The 18,226-nt window shown below is 69.9% G+C and carries 14 protein-coding genes; 6 read left to right on the forward strand and 8 right to left on the reverse strand.

The window, feature by feature from the left end; genetic code table 11:
• Positions 1-290: 290 nt before the first annotated feature.
• The 6 genes from IE066_RS12030 to dnaA all read right to left on the reverse strand — a co-directional run bounded on the left by IE066_RS12030 (position 291) and on the right by dnaA (position 9,166).
• On the reverse strand, positions 291-1,541 hold the full coding sequence (locus IE066_RS12030) for a tetratricopeptide repeat protein (RefSeq protein ID WP_189450206.1): 1,251 nt from the start codon (positions 1,539-1,541) through the stop codon (positions 291-293).
• Positions 1,542-1,670: 129 nt separating this feature from the next.
• Complete coding sequence (locus IE066_RS12035; protein WP_189450208.1) at positions 1,671-2,477, reverse strand: M48 family metallopeptidase; 807 nt, start codon at positions 2,475-2,477, stop codon at positions 1,671-1,673.
• A 182-nt stretch (positions 2,478-2,659) separates the two neighbouring features.
• Positions 2,660-5,089: a DNA topoisomerase (ATP-hydrolyzing) subunit B gene (gene gyrB / locus IE066_RS12040; protein ID WP_189450392.1), complete on the reverse strand. Its 2,430-nt coding sequence runs from the start codon at positions 5,087-5,089 to the stop codon at positions 2,660-2,662.
• A gap of 133 nt (positions 5,090-5,222) precedes the next feature.
• On the reverse strand, positions 5,223-6,314 hold the full coding sequence (gene recF, locus IE066_RS12045) for a DNA replication/repair protein RecF (protein WP_189450210.1): 1,092 nt from the start codon (positions 6,312-6,314) through the stop codon (positions 5,223-5,225).
• 168 nt (positions 6,315-6,482) lie between these two features.
• Positions 6,483-7,586: a DNA polymerase III subunit beta gene (gene dnaN, locus IE066_RS12050; RefSeq protein WP_189450212.1), complete on the reverse strand. Its 1,104-nt coding sequence runs from the start codon at positions 7,584-7,586 to the stop codon at positions 6,483-6,485.
• Between the two features lie 245 nt (positions 7,587-7,831).
• Positions 7,832-9,166, reverse strand: coding sequence for a chromosomal replication initiator protein DnaA (gene dnaA / locus IE066_RS12055; RefSeq protein ID WP_189450214.1), 1,335 nt, complete (start codon positions 9,164-9,166; stop codon positions 7,832-7,834).
• Positions 9,167-9,424: 258 nt separating this feature from the next.
• Here dnaA and rpmH point away from each other — a divergent pair, with 258 nt between their 5' ends.
• The 6 genes from rpmH to IE066_RS12085 all read left to right on the forward strand — a co-directional run bounded on the left by rpmH (position 9,425) and on the right by IE066_RS12085 (position 14,160).
• On the forward strand, positions 9,425-9,565 hold the full coding sequence (gene rpmH / locus IE066_RS12060) for a 50S ribosomal protein L34 (RefSeq protein WP_027083663.1): 141 nt from the start codon (positions 9,425-9,427) through the stop codon (positions 9,563-9,565).
• Positions 9,566-9,643: 78 nt separating this feature from the next.
• Positions 9,644-10,066, forward strand: coding sequence for a ribonuclease P protein component (rnpA, locus tag IE066_RS12065; protein ID WP_189450216.1), 423 nt, complete (start codon positions 9,644-9,646; stop codon positions 10,064-10,066).
• 12 nt (positions 10,067-10,078) lie between these two features.
• Positions 10,079-11,752 (forward strand): membrane protein insertase YidC, encoded by a 1,674-nt coding sequence (gene yidC, locus IE066_RS12070; RefSeq protein WP_189450218.1) that lies wholly within the window; start codon positions 10,079-10,081, stop codon positions 11,750-11,752.
• A gap of 51 nt (positions 11,753-11,803) precedes the next feature.
• The gene (mnmE, locus tag IE066_RS12075) at positions 11,804-13,135 is read left to right on the forward strand and encodes a tRNA uridine-5-carboxymethylaminomethyl(34) synthesis GTPase MnmE (RefSeq protein WP_189450220.1); all 1,332 of its coding nucleotides are present in this window, start codon (positions 11,804-11,806) and stop codon (positions 13,133-13,135) included.
• A gap of 113 nt (positions 13,136-13,248) precedes the next feature.
• Positions 13,249-13,656: a hypothetical protein gene (locus IE066_RS12080; RefSeq protein WP_189450222.1), complete on the forward strand. Its 408-nt coding sequence runs from the start codon at positions 13,249-13,251 to the stop codon at positions 13,654-13,656.
• 135 nt (positions 13,657-13,791) lie between these two features.
• Positions 13,792-14,160 (forward strand): VOC family protein, encoded by a 369-nt coding sequence (locus tag IE066_RS12085; protein WP_189450224.1) that lies wholly within the window; start codon positions 13,792-13,794, stop codon positions 14,158-14,160.
• A gap of 12 nt (positions 14,161-14,172) precedes the next feature.
• Here the strand turns inward: IE066_RS12085 and IE066_RS12090 are convergent, their stop codons facing one another.
• Positions 14,173-15,180, reverse strand: coding sequence for a DUF2272 domain-containing protein (locus IE066_RS12090; protein WP_189450226.1), 1,008 nt, complete (start codon positions 15,178-15,180; stop codon positions 14,173-14,175).
• Between the two features lie 80 nt (positions 15,181-15,260).
• Positions 15,261-18,065 carry a hybrid sensor histidine kinase/response regulator gene (locus IE066_RS12095; protein WP_189450228.1) on the reverse strand — a complete coding sequence of 935 codons (2,805 nt, stop codon included), beginning with the start codon at positions 18,063-18,065 and terminating at the stop codon, positions 15,261-15,263.
• Positions 18,066-18,226: the final 161 nt, after the last annotated feature.

Below are 18,226 nucleotides of genomic sequence, written 5' to 3' on the forward strand. Positions count from 1 at the left end.
TTCGGCGCGGTCGCCGGGACGAGAAGGAGAAGAAGTGCCGCGACGTGCACGGCGATGGCAGAGGAGACACCGGCAATACGAGCCCAGTTCAGTCCTTCATCATCTCGACGAGTGGCGTGGGAGAGGTCTTGCGTCATGCGCCATTGCTCAGGAGGAATTTCCGGACGCCATGGCGCCGCGGGCGGATCAGCCACGGCGCCTTCACGCCGTGGGAATTTCCAAGCATATACCAAACAGCGGTAGGGGTTCCAAGCGCATTTTGTGCACTCGTGAGCACTACCGTGCTCGGTTTACTTGCCGGGAAGCGCAAGAATCTTCTTCGCGGCTTCGGGGTTCTTCAGGCCCTTGTCGAGCGCTTTCTGCGCGGCCGCTTTCGCTTCGGGAATACGTTGTTCGTTGCGCAGCAGGTTGGCGAGGTTGAGGTACGCGCTGCCGTCCTTGCCCAGCGGGCCGGCCTTCGTGTAGTTCTCGATCGCCTTCTCGACCTGCTCGCTGAAGTAGTACGACTGCGCGAGCGCGACGTAGACGTTGTAGTCGGGCTTCAGCACGCCCTTGGACAGGCCTTCGTTGATCGCGTCGATCGTCTGCTGCTCCTTGCCTTCCATGTTGGCGTAGAGCGTGAACAGCTGGCGGTAGTCCGTGTCCTCGGTCAGCTGCCCGGCCTTGCGCATGCGCTCGAGCACCTCGATCGCCTTGGCGTTCTGCTTGCTCTGGATGTAGTTCTGCGCGAGGTTGAACTGCGCCTGCTTGTCGCCGGGGTTGCCGCCCGCGGCCTGCTCGGCGATGCGCAGGGCTTCGTCGCCCTTGCCGCTGCGCGCGAGCGAATCGGCGAGCAGCTGCTGCAGGTCGCCGCGGTCGGGCTGCGCGGCAACGGCCGGACGCAGCGCATCGGCGGCCTCGGCATAGCGCTCGAGGCGGTACAGCGCATTGCCCTTGGTGGCGAGCGCCTGCGGATCGTTGGACTTGGTTTCGTTGAGGAAACGATCGGCGCTGGCGAGCGCGGCGGCGTAGTCCTTGGCCTGGATCTGCAGCTGCGCGCGCTGCAGCAGCAGCGTGTAGTGCTGGTCGTTGTCGAGGATGTCGGCATCGACGGCGATGCCGATGTAGCGCAGCGCGGCGTCGTAGTCCTGCGCGCCGATCGCCATTTGCGCGGCGAGCTGCGCCGCGAACGCCTTCTCGTACGCCGAGGCATCGGCGTCGGCGATGATCGTGTCGGCGGTGGTACGGGTCTCGGCGTCCTTCTTGTCGTTGAACAGCTCGACCAGGCCCTGCAGGCGCTTGGCGCCCTTCGCCGACGCCTTCGCGCCCGGATTCTTGCGCGTGGCGTTCGGATAGCGCGCTTCGGCCTGCGACTCGCTGCCCTTCGTGGCGTTCTGCTCGTTGGCCTGCTTGGCCTGACGCGCGGCGCGGCGGCCGGCGACGCTCGTCGAGGAGGTGTCGGTGCTTTCCTGCGCATGCGCGACGGGCGCGAGCGTGGCGATGCCGGCCAGCGCGGCGACGGCGGCGGCCAGCACGTGCTGGCGGCGATCGGACAGGTTCATCGGAGGACCTCGTTTGACCGCGAAAACGCGGCGTGGGGACGGCGAGGAGCCGCGGGGGCGGTCACGCTAGCAGAATCCCGAGCGGCGGTGGGACGCGGAACGAAGCGCTGGATGAACGTGTTCGACGTTTCAGCCGCAGCGTGGACGGCGTCCGGCGGCCTGCGCCTGCTGGTATTCGCTCATCAGACCGCTGGCGCGGCGCTCGAGTTCACTCAGGCGCGAGGCCGGGTCGGGGTGGGTGGAAAGGAACTCGGGCGCGCGGCTCTGGCTGGTCGCGATCATGTTCTGCCAGAGGTTCACCGCCTGGCGCGGATCGAAGCCGGCGCGGGCCATCAGCTGCTGGCCGACCACGTCGGCCTCGCCTTCCTGCGTGCGGTTGTTGGGCAGCAGGATCAGGCCCTGCGCCGCGATGCCGCCGTATTGGCTGACGGTATTGGCCGCGCCCTCGCCGTAGCGTGCGCCGATCAACGCGCCGATGATCCCCAGGCCGGTCTGCGCATTGGCCTGGCGCGTGATGCGCTCGTTGTGGTGGTTCGAGATCACATGGCCGATCTCGTGCGCAATCACCGCGGCCAGCTGGTCCTGGTTCTGCGCGACGCGGAAGATGCCGGTGTACACGCCGACCTTGCCGCCGGGCAGCGCGAACGCGTTGGGCTCGTCCTTCTGGAACAGCGCGACTTCCCAGCCGGCCTGCGACCCGGCCGGAAGCTGGCGGGTGATCGAGTCGACGACGCAGCGCACGTAGGCGGTCTGCTGCGCGTTGCTGCTCTGCGGCGTCTGCGCCTTGGCCTGCGCGAACGCCTCGGCGCCGAGCTGGTTGAGTTCCTGTTCGGAGACGGCGCCCACGACCTGTCGGCGACCGGTCGGCGAGGTCGTGGTGGTCGCGCAGGCCGCGACGGCGAGGGTGATCGTCAACGCGAGCAGGACAGGCTTCATGGCGGCATCCGGCAATGGGGCTTCCGGTTGTAGGCGGCCGGCGATCAAGGGGCCGTCAATCGCCGACGAACGCGCAGGATGCCCTGCATCGACGGCGCAGGCGGGGTGCGACGCGCCTGCACGAACGGAAAGAGCCCGGTTTCCCGGGCTCCTTCCGTCGTTTGGCGATGTCGACGTGGGCGTCAGACGTCGAGGTTGGCCACCTTCAGCGCGTTCTCCTCGATGAACTCGCGGCGCGGCTCGACCACGTCGCCCATCAGCGTGGAGAAGATCTGGTCGGCGGCGACCGCGTCCTCGATGCGCACCTGCAGCAGGCGACGCGTTTCCGGGTTCACCGTGGTGTCCCACAGCTGTTCCGGGTTCATCTCGCCCAGGCCCTTGAAGCGCTGGATCTGGCGACCCTTCTTGGCTTCCTCCATCAGCCAGTCGTAGGCCTCGGCGAAGCGCGCGATCGGCTGCGCGCGGTTGCCGCGCACGATCTGCGCGCCCTCGCGCACCAGACCGTGGAGCTGCGTGGCCGCCTCGCGGATCGCGCGCAGCTCGCCGGTCTCGAACGCGGTCATCGGCAGCACCTGCACAGTCTCCTCGCCCATGTGCGCGCGACGCACCACGAGCGCGGCCGGGCGCGCTTCGTCGGCGGCGTTCCATTCCAGGCGATAACGCGGCTTGCCGAGCAGGCCGTCGTTGATGCGCGCCTCGATGGCCTGCAGCGCGGCCGCATCGAGCGTCACGGTGCCGGCGTCGAACGGGGCGATGTCCAGCAGCGCCTCCAGCACCTGCGCGTCGAAGCGGTGCGCATGGCGACGGATCGCGTCACGCGCGTTCGCATACGCGAGCAGCAGCTTCTCCAGCGCTTCGCCGCCGATCGGCGGCTCGTCGGTGGCTGGGATCATCGAAGCGCCGTCGACCGCGTTGCCGGCGAGGTAGGCGTCGAGCGCCGCGTCGTCCTTGAGGTAGAGCTCGGTCTTGCCCTGCTTGATCTTGTACAGCGGCGGCAGGCCGATGTAGACGTGGCCGCGCTCGATCAGCTCCGGCATCTGGCGGTAGAAGAACGTCAGCAGCAGCGTGCGGATGTGCGAGCCGTCCACGTCCGCGTCGGTCATCAGGATGATGCGGTGGTAGCGCAGCTTGTCCGGGTTGTACTCGTCCTTGCCGATGCCGGTGCCGAGCGCGGTGATCAGCGTGCCGACTTCGGCGCTGCCGAGCATGCGGTCGAAGCGTGCGCGCTCGACGTTGAGGATCTTGCCCTTGAGCGGAAGGATCGCCTGCGTCTTGCGGTTGCGGCCCTGCTTGGCGGAGCCGCCCGCCGAGTCGCCCTCGACGATGAAGAGCTCCGACAGCGCCGGATCCTTCTCCTGGCAGTCGGCGAGCTTGCCGGGCAGGCCCGCGATGTCGAGCGCGCCCTTGCGGCGGGTCAGGTCGCGCGCCTTGCGCGCGGCCTCGCGCGCACGGGCAGCGTCGACGATCTTGCCGGCGATGGCACGCGCCTCGTGGGGGTGTTCCTGCAGGAACTCCTCCAAACGTGCACCGAACGTGCTCTCAACGACCGGACGGACCTCGGAGCTGACCAGCTTTTCCTTGGTCTGCGAGGAGAACGACGGGTCGGGCACCTTCACCGACAGCACGGCGATCAGGCCTTCGCGCATGTCGTCGCCCGAGAGCGCGACCTTGGCCTGCTTGGCCAGCCCGTTCTGCTCGATGTAGTTGGTCAGCGTGCGCGTCAGCGCGGCACGGAAGCCCTGCAGGTGGGTGCCGCCGTCCTTCTGCGGGATGTTGTTGGTGAAGCAGAACATCGTTTCCTGGTAGGCGTCGGTCCACTGCAGGGCGACGTCCACGGTGATGCCGTTCTGCTCGCCCGTCACCGAGATGACGTTCGGGTGCAGCGGGTTCTTCAGCTGCGCCAGGTGCTCGACGAAGGAGCGGATGCCGCCCTCGTACTCGAACACGTCGCGCTTGCCCTCGCCGCGCTCATCACTGAGCACGATGCGCACGCCCGAGTTGAGGAAGGACAGCTCGCGCAGGCGGCGCGCGAGGATCTCGTAGTGGAATTCGACGTCGGTGAAGATCTCCGCGGCCGGCTTGAAGCGCAGCAGCGTGCCGCGGCGATCGGAAGCCTCCAGGCGCTCCAGCGGATACACCGGCTCGCCCAGCGCGTATTCCTGGCGCCAGTGGTAGCCGTCGCGCCAGACCTCGAGCCAGAGCTTCTCGCTCAGCGCGTTCACCACCGACACGCCCACCCCGTGCAGGCCGCCGGAGACCTTGTACGAGTTGTCGTCGAACTTGCCGCCGGCATGCAGCACGGTGAGGATCACCTCCGCCGCCGACACGCCCTCTTCCTTGTGGATGTCGACGGGGATGCCGCGCCCGTTGTCGTACACCGAGCAGGAGCCGTCGGCATGCAGGGTGACCTGCACTTCGTTCGCGTGGCCGGCCAGGGCCTCGTCGATGCCGTTGTCGACCACCTCGAACACCATGTGGTGCAGGCCGGTGCCGTCGTGGACGTCGCCGATGTACATACCGGGACGCTTGCGCACGGCCTCGAGGCCGCGCAGCACGGTGATCTTGGAAGAGTCGTAGGTGGTGGACGGCGCGGTCGCGGCGTCTTCGGGCATCTGGGACATCAGGCAGGAGCCTCCGGCGAGGCCGTGCCACGGCTGTGGACGGCGACGCGACACATTAGCTATACGTGCGCGAAGTATAGCAGCGCGTCTCAGCGGGTCGGCGGACGGCGGATGAACGGGCGTCTCAGGCGGGCCGGATCTCACCCTGTTCCACGTGGAACACACGCTGCTCGAGCCCCAGTTCTGCCACGGCCGCCGGTAGATCGGTACCGGAGATGAAGACTTGGCTGCCGCGGGCCTGAAGGCGCTCCAGCACGCGCTTTTGATGGTGGCGGTCGAGCTCGGAGGCCAAGTCGTCGAGCGCGAACACCGGCTGTTGCCCGGTCACGGCCGCATGCAGGTCGGCCTGCGCCAGCAATGCGGCCAGCGCGGCGAGCTTGGCCTGGCCACGCGAGAGCGCGTCGCGACCCGGAATCCGCGTAAAGGCCGGGCGCCAGTCGGCGCGATGCGGGCCGACACTGGTATGGCCGCTCGTAAGGTCGCGATCGCGGGCCAGCAGCAGGGCATCGGCGAGCGACAGCTCGTCGCGCTTCCAGCCGGGCTGGTAGGCAAGCATGGCCTCGCCCAGCGCCGGCGCGAGCTCGTCAATGATTCCAGCAAAGCGCGGCGCCAGTGATTCGATGTAGCGGCGGCGCTGCTCGGTGAGTTCCTCGCCGGTCTCCGCCAGTTCCGCATCCCAGGCGTCCAACTGCGCATCGCGCACCCGCTGCTTCAACAGCATGTTGCGCTGCTTGAGCGCCCGCGCGTAGCGGCGCCACGGGCGCAGGAACCCATGTTCCACGTGGAACAGCCCCCAATCCATGAAGCGCCGGCGGACTTCGTTGCCACCATGGATCATCTCGTGGCTGCCCGGCTCGAAGGTCACCACCGCCAGCGCCGCGCAGAGCTCGCCGATCTGGCCGACGGCTTCGCCGTCGAGACGGCCGGTCCAGTCGCTGCCCGAATGCCGCAACCCGGCCTTGCGATGCCGGACGCTATCGGCCGCCGGCTCGTCCCACTGCACGAAGACCTCGAGCGCGTCCGCGCCCGCCTGCACCAGACCCTCCCGGACGCGCCCACGGAAGCTGCGGCCGTAGGCCATGAGGTGCAGGGCCTCGATCACGCTGGTCTTGCCCGCGCCGTTGTCGCCAACCAGCAAGTTCAGCCCGGCGGCCGGCTCGAGGCTGACGTCGTCGAAGCGCCGCAGGCGGCGAATGTCGAGGCGGGTGACCTGCACGGGGCTCGGTAGGGCGGGTGGGGCCGCACAGGGTAGAGGAGGATAGGCGCGGGCGGTGTGACCCGGGGGCTCCACACCGTCGTGCGCGCCTCCTGCGCCCGGCTGAAGCCCGAAACGACGACGCCCGGCTTTGGCCGGGCGTCGAATGTTCCACGTGGAACGCGGCCGTCAGAGACGCAGCGGCATGATCACGTGGCGACAGCGCTCGTTGGACGCCTCGCGGAGCAGGGCGGACGAGTTCGCGTCGCGCAGCTGCAGCACCACGACCTCGTCCTTGAGCGCGCCAAGCGCGTCCAGCACATAGCCAACGTTGAAGCCGACCGCAATGTCATCCACGCGAGTCTCGGCCTCGATCTCCTCCTGCGCCTCCTCCTGTTCGGGGTTGTGCGCGGAGATCTTCAGCTGCCCCGGCGAGACTTCCATGCGCACGCCGCGGTACTTCTCGTTCGACAGGATCGCCGCGCGCTGCAGCGCCGCGCGCAGCACGTCACGGTCGATGCGCACTTCCTTGTCGGCGCCGATCGGCACCACGGCCTCGTAATCCGGGAAGCGGCCGTCGATGAGCTTGCTGGTAAAGGTCACATCGTCACGCTTCACACGCAGGTGGCCGCGGCCCATTTCCAGCTCGAGGATGCGGTCGCCGCCTTCCAGCAGGCGCTGCAGCTCGGTGACGCCCTTGCGCGGCACGATCAGCTGGCGCTTGGTCTGCGCGCCGGTGCCTTCCAGACCCGATTCGCAGAGCGCGAGGCGATGGCCGTCGGTGGCGACGCAGCGCAGCGAGCTTTCGCGCAGGTCGAACAGCAGGCCATTGAGGTAATAGCGCACGTCCTGCTGCGCCATCGCGAACGCGGTGCGCTCGATCAGCTCCTTGAGCGCCGCTTCCGGCACCTGCACGCGCTCGGTGGCATCGACGTCGTCCAGCGACGGGAAATCGGTCGACGGCAGGCTCGACAGCGTGAAGCGCGAACGCCCCGCCTGCAGGCTGATGCGCTCACCGGACTGGCTGATGGTGATGCGGCTGCCGTCGGGCAGCGCGCGCACGATCTCGAACAGCTTGCGCGCCGGAATCGTGGTTTCGCCGTCCTCGGCGTCGTCGACGGCGACGCGGCTGACCATCTCGACCTCGAGGTCGGTACCGGTCAACGAGAGCAGCCCGCCCTGCACCTGGACGAGGAGATTGGCCAGCACCGGCAGCGTCTGGCGTCGTTCGACGACATTGACGACCTGCGCGAGCGGCTTCAGGAAGACTTCGCGTTGAAGGGAAAAGCGCATCTGGACCCCGATCCCCGTACCGTTTCTAAGAAGTGGATTAAATCAAAAGCATGGTGGCGGTGGAGGGCGCCGAAACGCGGGAAAACCCTCTCAAGCCATTGAATTCTATAGCGTTTCTTCGACCCCGGACCCTGTTGGGAACCGTCCCCGGTCAGGTGGCCAACCTGTGGACAAAGCGGCGGTCGTCGGCGCGCCTCCGGATTGTCCACAGCTTGCCCAGCGCCTGCACAGCCGCCGTGCACACCTTACTCGCTCAGCTTGCGGATGAGCTTGTCCCAGTCTTCCCGGAGCTTGCCGTCCGTCTCCATCAGCGTGCGGATCTGGCGGCAGGCGTGCAGCACCGTGGTGTGGTCGCGGCCGGCGAAGGCGTCGCCGATCTCCGGCAGGGAGTGCTCGGTCAGTTCCTTGGCCAGCGCCATGGCCATCTGCCGAGGCCGCGCCAGCGAGCGCGTGCGGCGCTTGCTGAGCAGGTCCTTCATCTGCAGGCCGTAGTAGTCGGCCACCGTCTTCTGGATGTTCGGGATGCCGATCGCCTGCTGCTGAGCGCGCAGCAGGTCGCGCAGCGTCTCCTGGGCGAACTCGACGGTGATCGCGCGGCCGGTGAAGTTGGCGCGGGCCGAGAGCGTGTTGAGCGCGCCCTCGAGGTCGCGCACGTTGCTGCGCATCTTCTTGGCCAGCAGGAAGGCGACGTCCTCGGGGATCTCGACGCCGCGCTCGCGCGCCTTGGAAAGCACGATCTGCGCGCGGGTCTCGAAATCCGGCGGCTCGATCGCCACCGACAGGCCCCAGGCCAGGCGGGACTTCAGGCGCGGCTCCAGCCCTTCGACTTCGCGCGGATAGCGGTCGCAGGTCAGGATGATCTGCTGGCGGCCGTCGAACAGCGCGTTGAAGGTGTGGAAGAACTCCTCCTGCGTGCGGTCCTTGCCGGCGAAGAACTGGATGTCGTCGATCAGCAGCGCGTCGACCTGCTGGAACTGCCGCTTGAAAGCGTCCATGGTCTTTTCCTGCAGCGCGCGCATCATCGCGCTGAAGAACTGCTCGCTGCGCAGGTACATCACGCGCATCGACGGATCGTTGGTGCGCATCGCGTTGCCGGCGGCGAACATCAGGTGGGTCTTGCCCAGGCCCGTGCCGCCGTAGAGCAGCAGCGGGTTGTGCGCGCGGTCGCCGGGCTTGAGCGCGGCCTGCATCGCCGCGGCGCGGCCGAGCTGGTTGCTGCGGCCTTCGACGAAGTTCTCGAAGGTGTAGTGGTTGTCGAGGTTGCCGTTGAACGGCATCGGCGGCGCGGGTTGCGCGGCCGGGGCGCTGCCCGTGGCGGCCGTCGCCGGGCTCGCGGTGCGCGCCTTGGGCAGCGCGCCGACTTCCAGGCGCACGTCCTCGGCGCCAGCGAAATAGTTCAGCAGCTCGCGGATGCGCGGCAGGTAGCGCTCGCGCACCTGGTCGACCACGAAGGCGTTCGGCGCGTACAGCACGGCGCGGCCGTCCTGCAGGTCGGCCTGCAGCGGACGCAGCCAGGTATGCACATCCTCCGCCGGCAGTTCGGCTTCCAGGCGTTCGAGGCAGCGGGGCCAGGCGTCCATCGTCGAGGTCAAGGCGAAAACCCGTGGAAAATCAGTGGGACAGGACCGACGGAAAGGCGACGCGGAAGCCTCGGGCGAGGCCGCGTCCATCGGTTCGGGGGTCCGGCAGACTAGCATTTATCCACAGCCCGGGGACAGACTTGTCCACATGCCCCGGGTCGGGTATCCGCGTCCGCGCCGTCACGCCGGCTTGACCCGGGTTCGGCTGCCCCGCTAGACTTCCGGGTTCTCTATTGCCGTCCTTTTCGCGAGCCGACCATGGCCACCAAGCGCACCTACCAGCCCAGCAACCTCAAGCGCAAGCGCGACCACGGCTTCCGTGCCCGCATGGCCACGGCCGACGGCCGCAAGATCCTGGCCCGTCGCCGCGCCAAGGGCCGCAAGCGCCTCACGGCCTGACGTCCGTGCCCGGCCTTTCCGCCGGGTGGCGTCCGCGTTGCGCATGACCGCCGCGGACGCCTGCGTCATCGACGCATCATGACTCCGCTGCGTTTTCCCCGATCGGCGCGCGTGCGAACGCGTGCCGATTTCGATCGCGTGTTCAAGGACGGCCGCCGCACGGGCCTGCCCGTGCTCGCGCTGCACTGGCGCGCCGACGACAGCGGCGAGGCGCGCCTCGGCCTGGCTGTATCGCGCAAGGTCGATCCGCACGCGGTCGGCCGCAACCGCATCAAGCGCCAGCTGCGCGACGCCTTCCGCCACCTGCGCGCCGAACTGCCGCCTGGTGACTACGTGCTGGTCGCGCGTCCCGGCGCGGCCGCGCGTTCCGGCCTTGAATTGCGCGCCGCCTTCCACGATCTCCTGCGTCGTGCCCGCGCGTTGCCGGCACAGGCCCCCGCCGGCACAATGCCGCCGCCCACTCCTCCATCCGCCGGCGCATCCGACATGCGCCCGGCCTGAGCACGCCTGCCGATGAACCAGACCCGCCTGTTCCTCCTGTTCGCCTGGCTGATGGTGGCGTCGCTGCTGTGGATGGAATGGGCGCGCGAGAAGGCCGCGCCGCCGGTGGCGCCGACCGCTGCGGTCGCCACGACAGGCGCGGTGCCGACCGCCGCCGCTCCGGGCGCCGTACCGACCGCGCCGGGCCAGGCGCCTGCCGCCGCGTCCGCAGCGGCATCGCCAAGTGCGGTGACCGTGCATACCGACGTGCTCGACGCCGTCCTCGACGGCGGCCAGATGCTGCAGGCCGACCTGCCGGCGTACCCGAACCTCGATGCCGATGCGCGCCCGGTCCGCCTGTTCTCCACCGATCCGCAGCATTACTTCGTCGCCCAGAGCGGCTGGGTCGCCGCCGGCGGCGCGCCGTCGCCGACGCATCTCGCCGGCTTCGTGCCCGCCGGCCCGGCGCGCAGCTACCAGCTCGCGCAGGGCGCCAGCACGCTCGAGGTCCCCTTCGTCTGGCAGGGCCCGAACGGCGTGAGCGTGCGCCGCACCTACGTGTTCGCCCGTGGCAGCTATGCCGTGCAGGTGCGCGACGTGGTCGCCAACACCGGTGCGGCGCCGTGGCAGGGCACGGTGTACCGCCAGCTGAGCCGCGTGATGCCGCCGGAGCCCAAGGGCGGCTTCATGTCCGGCCAGGTGTTCGCCTTCCAGGGCGCGGCCTGGTACAGCCCGCAGGACAAGTACGAGAAGCGTGCCTACAAGGACTTCGAGGACGACGGCGCGCTGTCCAAGAAGGTGCAGGGCGGCTGGGTCGCGCTGCTGCAGCACCATTTCTTCACCGCATGGATCCCGCAGCGCGGCGACAGCTCGACCTTCGAGACCGCCACGCCGCGCGGCGTCGGCGGCACCAATTACGTGATCCGCAGCGTTGGCCCGACGCTGGCTGTCGCGCCGGGCCAGCAGGCCTCGACGCAGGCCTCGCTGTGGGTCGGCCCCAAGAGCGTCGAGCAGATCGCCGCGCAGAACGTGCAGGGCCTCGAACGCGCCGTCGACTTCTCGAGCTACAGCCTGTTCGCCACCCTTGCCGGCTGGCTGTACGCCATCCTCGCCTGGTTGCACGGCTTCATCGGCAACTGGGGCTGGTCGATCATCGGCCTGGTGGTGATCATCAAGACGCTGATGATCCCGCTGGCCAACGTGCAGTACCGCTCGATGGCGAAGATGCGCCGCCTGCAGCCCAAGGTCGCGCAGCTCAAGGAACGCCACGGCGAGGACCGCCAGCAGTTCCAGATGGCGATGATGGAGCTGTACCGCAAGGAGAAGGTCAACCCGATGGGCGGCTGCCTGCCGCTGCTGGTGCAGATGCCGATCTTCCTCGCGCTGTACTGGATGCTGTCGGAGTCCGTCGAGCTGCGCCACGCGCCGTGGATGGGCTGGATCCACGACCTCACCGCGCGCGATCCCTACTTCGTGCTGCCGGCGATCAACGTGGCGGTGATGTGGCTGACGCAGAAGCTCACGCCCACCACCGGCATGGACCCGATGCAGGCGAAGATGATGCAGTTCATGCCGATCGTGTTCGGCGTGATGTTCGCCTTCTTCCCGTCCGGCCTGGTGCTGTACTGGGTGACCAACGGCCTGCTCACGCTCGCGCAGCAGTGGTACTTCCTGCGCAAGTACGGCGACGCGCCGAAGAAGGCCTGACGCACGGAGCCCGCCGCACGGCGGGCTTCGCATATCGGAGCTTCGAACGCGATGAGCCCGCGCGACACCATCGCCGCGATCGCGACCGCCGCCGGCAGCGCGGGCGTCGGCATCGTGCGCCTGTCGGGCCCGCGCGCACGTGCGATCGGCGAAGCGATCGCCGACCGCAGGCTCGCGCCGCGCCATGCGCACCACGTGCGCTTCGTGCATCGCGGCGAGGTGCTCGACGACGGCCTCGCGCTGTATTTCGCCGCCCCGGCGAGCTACACCGGCGAGGACGTGGTCGAACTGCAGGCGCACGGGAGCCCCGCGGTGCTCGCGCAGCTGCTCGAGGCCTGCTTCGCGCACGGCGCACGCGCCGCGCGGCCCGGCGAGTTCACCGAGCGCGCGTTCCTGGAAGGGCGTCTCGACCTAGCACAGGCCGAAGCCGTCGCCGACCTCATTGCCGCGAGCGACGCACGCGCCGCCCGCGCCGCCCGCCGCGCACTGGACGGCGAATTCTCCGAGCGCGTCGAGGCGATCGCGCAGGCGCTGCTGCACGTGCGCGTGCACTGCGAGGCCGCCATCGACTTCGCCGACGAGCCGCTCGACACGCTCGGCGGCGGTGAACTGCACACCCGGCTCGACGCCATCGAGCAGGACCTCGACGCGCTCATCGCCGCGACCGAACGCGGGCGCCGCCTGCGCGACGGCCTGCACGCGGTGATCGTCGGCCCGCCGAACGCCGGCAAGAGTTCGCTGCTCAACGCGCTCGCCGGCGTCGACCGCGCGATCGTCACCGACATCGCCGGCACCACGCGCGACGTGTTGCAGGAGACCGTGTGCATCGAGGGCGTCGAACTCATGCTGGTCGACACCGCCGGCCTGCGCGAGAGCGGCGATGCGATCGAGCGCGAGGGCATGCGCCGCGCGCGTGGCGAACTCGCGCGTGCCGACCTCGCGATCGCGGTGGTCGACGTGCGTGACGTGGAGGGCGGACGCGCGGCGATAGGCGACGCGATCGACGGCGTGCCGGCCGTGCTCTGGCTCGCGAACAAGTGCGATCTCGTCGACGCACCCACGCTCCCCGCCGATGTGCTCGCGGTATCGGCCGCGACCGGTGAGGGCCTCGATGCGGTGCGCGGTCGCCTGCGCGAACTCGCGCTCGGTCCCGACAGCGATGCCGTGGATGGCGCGTTCACTGCGCGCACCCGCCACGTGCAGGCCCTGCTGCAGGCACGCGAGGAACTGCAGCGCGCGCGCGCGCAGCTCGCGCACGAGCATCTCGACCTCGCCGCCGAGCAGCTGCGCCGCGCGCACGATGCACTGGGCGCCATCACCGGCCGCGTCGATGCCGATGCGTTGCTGGGCCACATCTTCTCGAGCTTCTGCATCGGCAAGTAGCGCGATGTCCCCATAGTGGAAACGTTAGGGGCCGCGTCGCGTTCTGCGCGCATGCGCAACGAACGCGCCGCGCACGGATGCGAGAATCGACTGCCGCACGCAACGGCATCGACATGAAGCACGCGACCTTTCTCCTGTGCGTGGCCCTGCTCTGGCCCGCTTCGTCCATCGCGCAGGACACGCCCGTCGTCGTCGAGAAGACGTTCTGGGTGAAGGCCGGCAAGGAGCGCCAGTTCGGCGCGCTGTTCCAGAAGACCGAGCTGCAGCGGCTGCTCAGGGAGCGCCAGGCCGGGCGCGTGCGCTGGCTGCGGCTGGCCGAGCCCGCGCTCGCCGGCGGCAACGGCGGTTGGGACCTGCGGCTGACCGTCGCGTGGTCGAGCTACGAGGACATGCTCAAGGACGCGGCCGGCGCCGCCGAGCGCCAGAGCCGCGCGAGCATCGAGGACATGCTGCGCGCCGACCTCGTCGAGGAGCAGTCCGAGGTGCTGATCCGCGAAACCGTGCCGCAGCAGCCCGGCTGACGGCGCGCGAGCGCGCACGTGACTGCGCACCGGCGCTTCACGTGCCGGCGGCACGTGGGCCGCGATTTGCACTGCGACACTGGCGCCACGCCGCCGGACGCGCCATCGTGCAGCCTTTCCGACGCGGAGCAGCGCATGAAACGAGTGACCGGCATCGGCGGCATCTTCTTCAAGGCGGCCGATCCCGCCGCGTTGAGCGAGTGGTATCGCGTGCACCTCGGGCTGCCTATGCAGGACTGGGGCGGTGCGGTGTTCGTGCAGGAGGAGGGCGCCAGCACGATCTGGAGCGCGTTTCCCGCCGATACCGACCACTTCGCGCCGAGCTCCGCGCCGTACATGCTGAACTACCGCGTCGCCGATCTCGCCGCGCTGCTGGACGCGTTGCGCAGCGAGGGCTGCAACGTCGTGGGCGATATGCAGGACTCGGAGTACGGGAAATTCGGCTGGGTCATCGATCCCGAAGGCAACAAGGTCGAGCTGTGGGAGCCGCCGGCGGGGCGGTAAGCCTCGCGTGTTCTACGGCGTCGGTGTGGGTGTCGGCGGCGTTACCGGCGAGGCGTTCGGCCCGGCCGGCGTGGCCGGGCAGCGCTTCATGCCGGGCGCCATCGGCAGCACGCAGATCACGCAGCAGGCCTGCGGCGTCGCCGGCACGGCCGGCACGTTCGCGGAAGGATTGAGCTTCAGCAGCGCCACCCAGTCCTGGCGATTGAAGTTGCAGGCCTCGGGATTGAACGGCTGGCATTCGGGCTCGCCGCCGCGGCGGCGCGGCAGCGACCACAGCTTCCCGAGCCGATTGAGCGGCAGCACGCGCATGGTCACGCCCTGCAGCACGTTGCCGCCCACCACTCGCGCGCGGTTGCCCGACGTCGACACCACGATGTCGCAGTGCATCGGCAGCGTGTCGGAGAACGCGCGGCCCAGCCAGTCGCGGAAGCCCTGCGTGCCGAACACCTGCGAGGCGCGCGAGAAGCACAGCATGTCGCCGACGGCGGGCGCGTCGGCATCGGGGTCGGCGAGGCGATACGGCCCCGACGCGCTGCGCAGGTACGCGTCGCGCACGTAGTCGACGTGTCGCGCGGAGGCCTGGAAACCCGGCACGCCGGCGCGCGTCATCACCCAGGACACGAACACCGCCGACCACGGCGTGTCGATCAGGAACGTGCGGCAGAGCGCGGCGCCGGCGGTGACGCCGGTGGCATTGCAGTCGGCGTCGGCCGGCAGGCCCGGATACGGCCAGCGCACGCCGCCGCCCTGCCAGTAGGCCGCGACGCGACGCCAGGCCGGCGTGGCGCCGTCGCGCAGGCGCAGGCCCTCGGCCTCGGAGACGCGCATGCTCGCCAGCCGCCCCTGCTCGTCCACGAAGGGCGCGTACCACAGCGCGTGTTCGTCACAGGCGATCTGCGCGATGCGCGCGGCGGTGTCGCTGCCCGAGGTCGACGCGGTGTCGCAGGCGCGCGCATCGAACGCGAACAGGCCGGCACAGGCGGCGAGCACGAGCTGCAGGAACAGGCGGACGAAGGGCATGCGGGATCCGGTCGGTCGAAGCGCGCAGACGCTCGCACACCCGGTGTGTTGCGACGGTTCACGCCGGCGCGCCGGGCTCGCTAGGTCGCCCGCGGCGCGCAGGCGCGTTCGAGCACGCCCAGCAGCGTCGGCGGATCGATCGGCTTGACCAGGTGGCAGTCCAGCCCCGCCTCGCGCGAGGCCAGGAAGTCCTGCGGCTGGCCGTAGCCCGACAGTGCGGCGAGCACGCCGCTGCGTGCGCCGAGGCGTTCGCGCAGCGCGAGCGCGAGCGCGTGGCCGGTCATGTCGGGCAGGCCGATGTCGAGGAAGGCGACGTCGGCCGGCTGCGCGCACAGCGCGTCGAGCGCGTCCTGCGCGCGGTGGTAGACGCGAACGCGATGGCCGTAGGCCTCGAGCAGGATCTGCAGCGTCTGCGCGGCGTCGACGTTGTCGTCCACCACGACGACGTCGAGCGCGCAGTCCTCGGCGACGAAGCCCGCGTGACCGGCCGGGCTGTCCGCGGCCGCAGGCGCGGCCACCTGCGGCAGGCGCACGGTGAACGTGGCGCCGCGCCCGCGTCCTGCGCTGTCCGCGCTGATCGCGCCGCCGTGCAGCGCGACCAGGCTGCGCACCAGCGCGAGCCCGATGCCGAGCCCGCCCTGCGCACGGTCCGGCGAGCGCTCGGCCTGGGTGAACAGGTCGAAGATCTGCGGCAACAGCCCGGGCTCGATGCCCTGCCCGTTGTCGTGCACGTGCACCACGACCTGCCCGTCCTCGGTCCGCGCATCCAGCGTGATCTCGCCGCCCTCCGGCGTGTACTTGGCGGCGTTGTTGAGCAGGTTGGAGACGATCTGCGTCAGCCGCGTGCGATCCCCCCGCACCCACAGCGAGCCGGCCGGCAGCCGCGTGCGCAGCGCATGGCGGCGCGCGTCGATCAGCGGACGAACCTGCTCGACGGCGCCGGTCAGCACCGCCTTGAGGTCGACCGTCTCCATTTCGAGCTGCACCAGGCCGCGGGTCACGCGCGAGACGTCGAGCAGGTCATCGACGAGCTCGGTCATGTGCCGCACCTGGCGGCCGATCACCTCGCCCGCCGCGCGCACGCGCACGGGATCGGAGGACAGCAGCAACAGTTGCGAGGCGGTGCTGATCGGCGCCAGAGGATTGCGCAGCTCGTGCGCGAGCATGGCGAGGAATTCGTCCTTGCGACGGTCGGCCTCGCGCAGCGCGCGTTCGCTGCGCTCCAGCGCCTCGCGCGACAGGCGCTGCTCGTGGATGTCGGTGCAGGTGCCCATCCAGCGGATGATCGCGTCGCGTTCGTCGCGTACCGGCAGCGCGCGCCCGAGCACCCAGCGGTATTCGCCGGAACGATGGCGCAGGCGGTACTGCACCTCGTAGTCGTCGCCGCTCTCGAGGCTGCGGCGCCAGCAGCGCCAGGCCTCGTCGCGGTCGTCGGGGTGCAGCACGTCGGTCCAGTGGTGGCCGTTGGTCGCGCCTTCGGGCAGGCCGGTGTAGGCGTACCACTGGCGGTTGTAGTAGTCGTGGTAGCCGTCGGGCAGCGTCGACCAGACCATCTGCGGCATCGCGTCGGCGATGGTGCGAAAGCGCGCCTCGCTCGCACGCAGCTCGGCTTCGGCGCGCACGCGGTCGCTGATGTCGGTCTGCGCGACCACCGCGCCGGCAAGCTCGCCGTCGTCCAGCCGCACCGGCATCGCCTGCAGCAGCAACGTGCGCCGCGGGTGGTCGTCGAAGGGTTCGATCTCGACGATGTCGCCGCGCACCGTCTCGCCGCGCAGCGCGCGCGCGAGCGCCCAGTCGCCCTCGCCCACGCGCTCGCCGTCGCGGCTCGAGCCGTCGGCCCACCAGCCGCGCCACTCGCGCTGCTCGTGGCCGGCGCCGGGCATCGCGGGCAGGCCCCAGATCTCGCGATGCGCGGCGTTGACGCGGATCACCGTGCCGTCCGGATCGGCCAGCGCCACGCCCGAGGGCAGCGACTCGATCGTCGCCTCAAGCCGCTGGCGCTCGGTCTGCGCCGCGCGCTCGGCGAGCGCGTGCTCGGTCATGTCGGTGCCCTGGATGAAGATGCCGTCCACGCGGCCGGCGTCGTCGACGATGGGCTGGAACACGAAGTCGACGATGCGGTTCTCCATGCCGGCATCGCTGCGCCGCAGTCCGATCGGGATGCGGCGGCCGATGAAGGGCTCGCCGGTGTCGTAGACACGGGTGAGCTCGTCGATGAAGCGCTGGTCGAGCTCCGGCAGCGCCTCGCGCACCGTGAGGCCGATGATGCTGCTGCTGCGGCCGACGAACTCGAGATAGGCGGGGTTGGCGATCTCGTAGACGTGCTCGCGGCCGTGGGTGACGGCGAACAGCCCCGGCGCCTGCTCGAACAGGGACGTAAGCCGCTGCATCTGCGCGCGGCGCGTGCGGTCGGCGGTCACCGTCGCGGTGGTCTCGGTGCAGGCGCAGTACATGCCGGCCACGTCGCCGTGCTCGTCCAGCACGGGCGAGTAGCTGAAGGTGAACCAGGTCGGCTCGTCGAAGCCCTTGCGCCGCATCGTCAGCGGCAGGTTCTCCATGAAGACGGCCTCGCCGGCCAGCGCGCGCTGCGCCAGCGGCTCGATGTCGTCCCAGATCTCCGACCACACCGCCTCGAACGGGCGGCCGAGCGCGTCCGGGTGCTTGATGCCGAGGATCTCCGCGTAGGGATCGTTGTAGAGCAGGCCCAGCGACGGCCCCCAGGCCACGAACATCGGGAACTTCGACAGCAGCATCAGGCTGACCACGCTGCGCAGCGACTGCGGCCAGCGCGCCGGCGGGCCCAGCGGCGAGTCGTGCCAGTCGTGCGCACGCATCAGGGCGGCGACGTCGCCGGGCGCATCGAGGAAACGCAGGTTCGGGGCCATGCCGGTCGGTTCGCGGAGGCAGCGGCGGATTATCGACAGGCGGCGGCGCTGCCGCGTGAGCGCCGGTCCACCTGCCCGCGCGCGTCGCTGGCTGACGCGCCGCGGCAGGCGCCGTCGCGCCACGGCGCCGGCTTGCGGCCGGCCTGCGCAGAACACCGCGG

Source organism: Cognatilysobacter xinjiangensis, from assembly GCF_014651995.1.
Taxonomy (GTDB): Bacteria; Pseudomonadota; Gammaproteobacteria; order Xanthomonadales; family Xanthomonadaceae; genus Cognatilysobacter; species Cognatilysobacter xinjiangensis.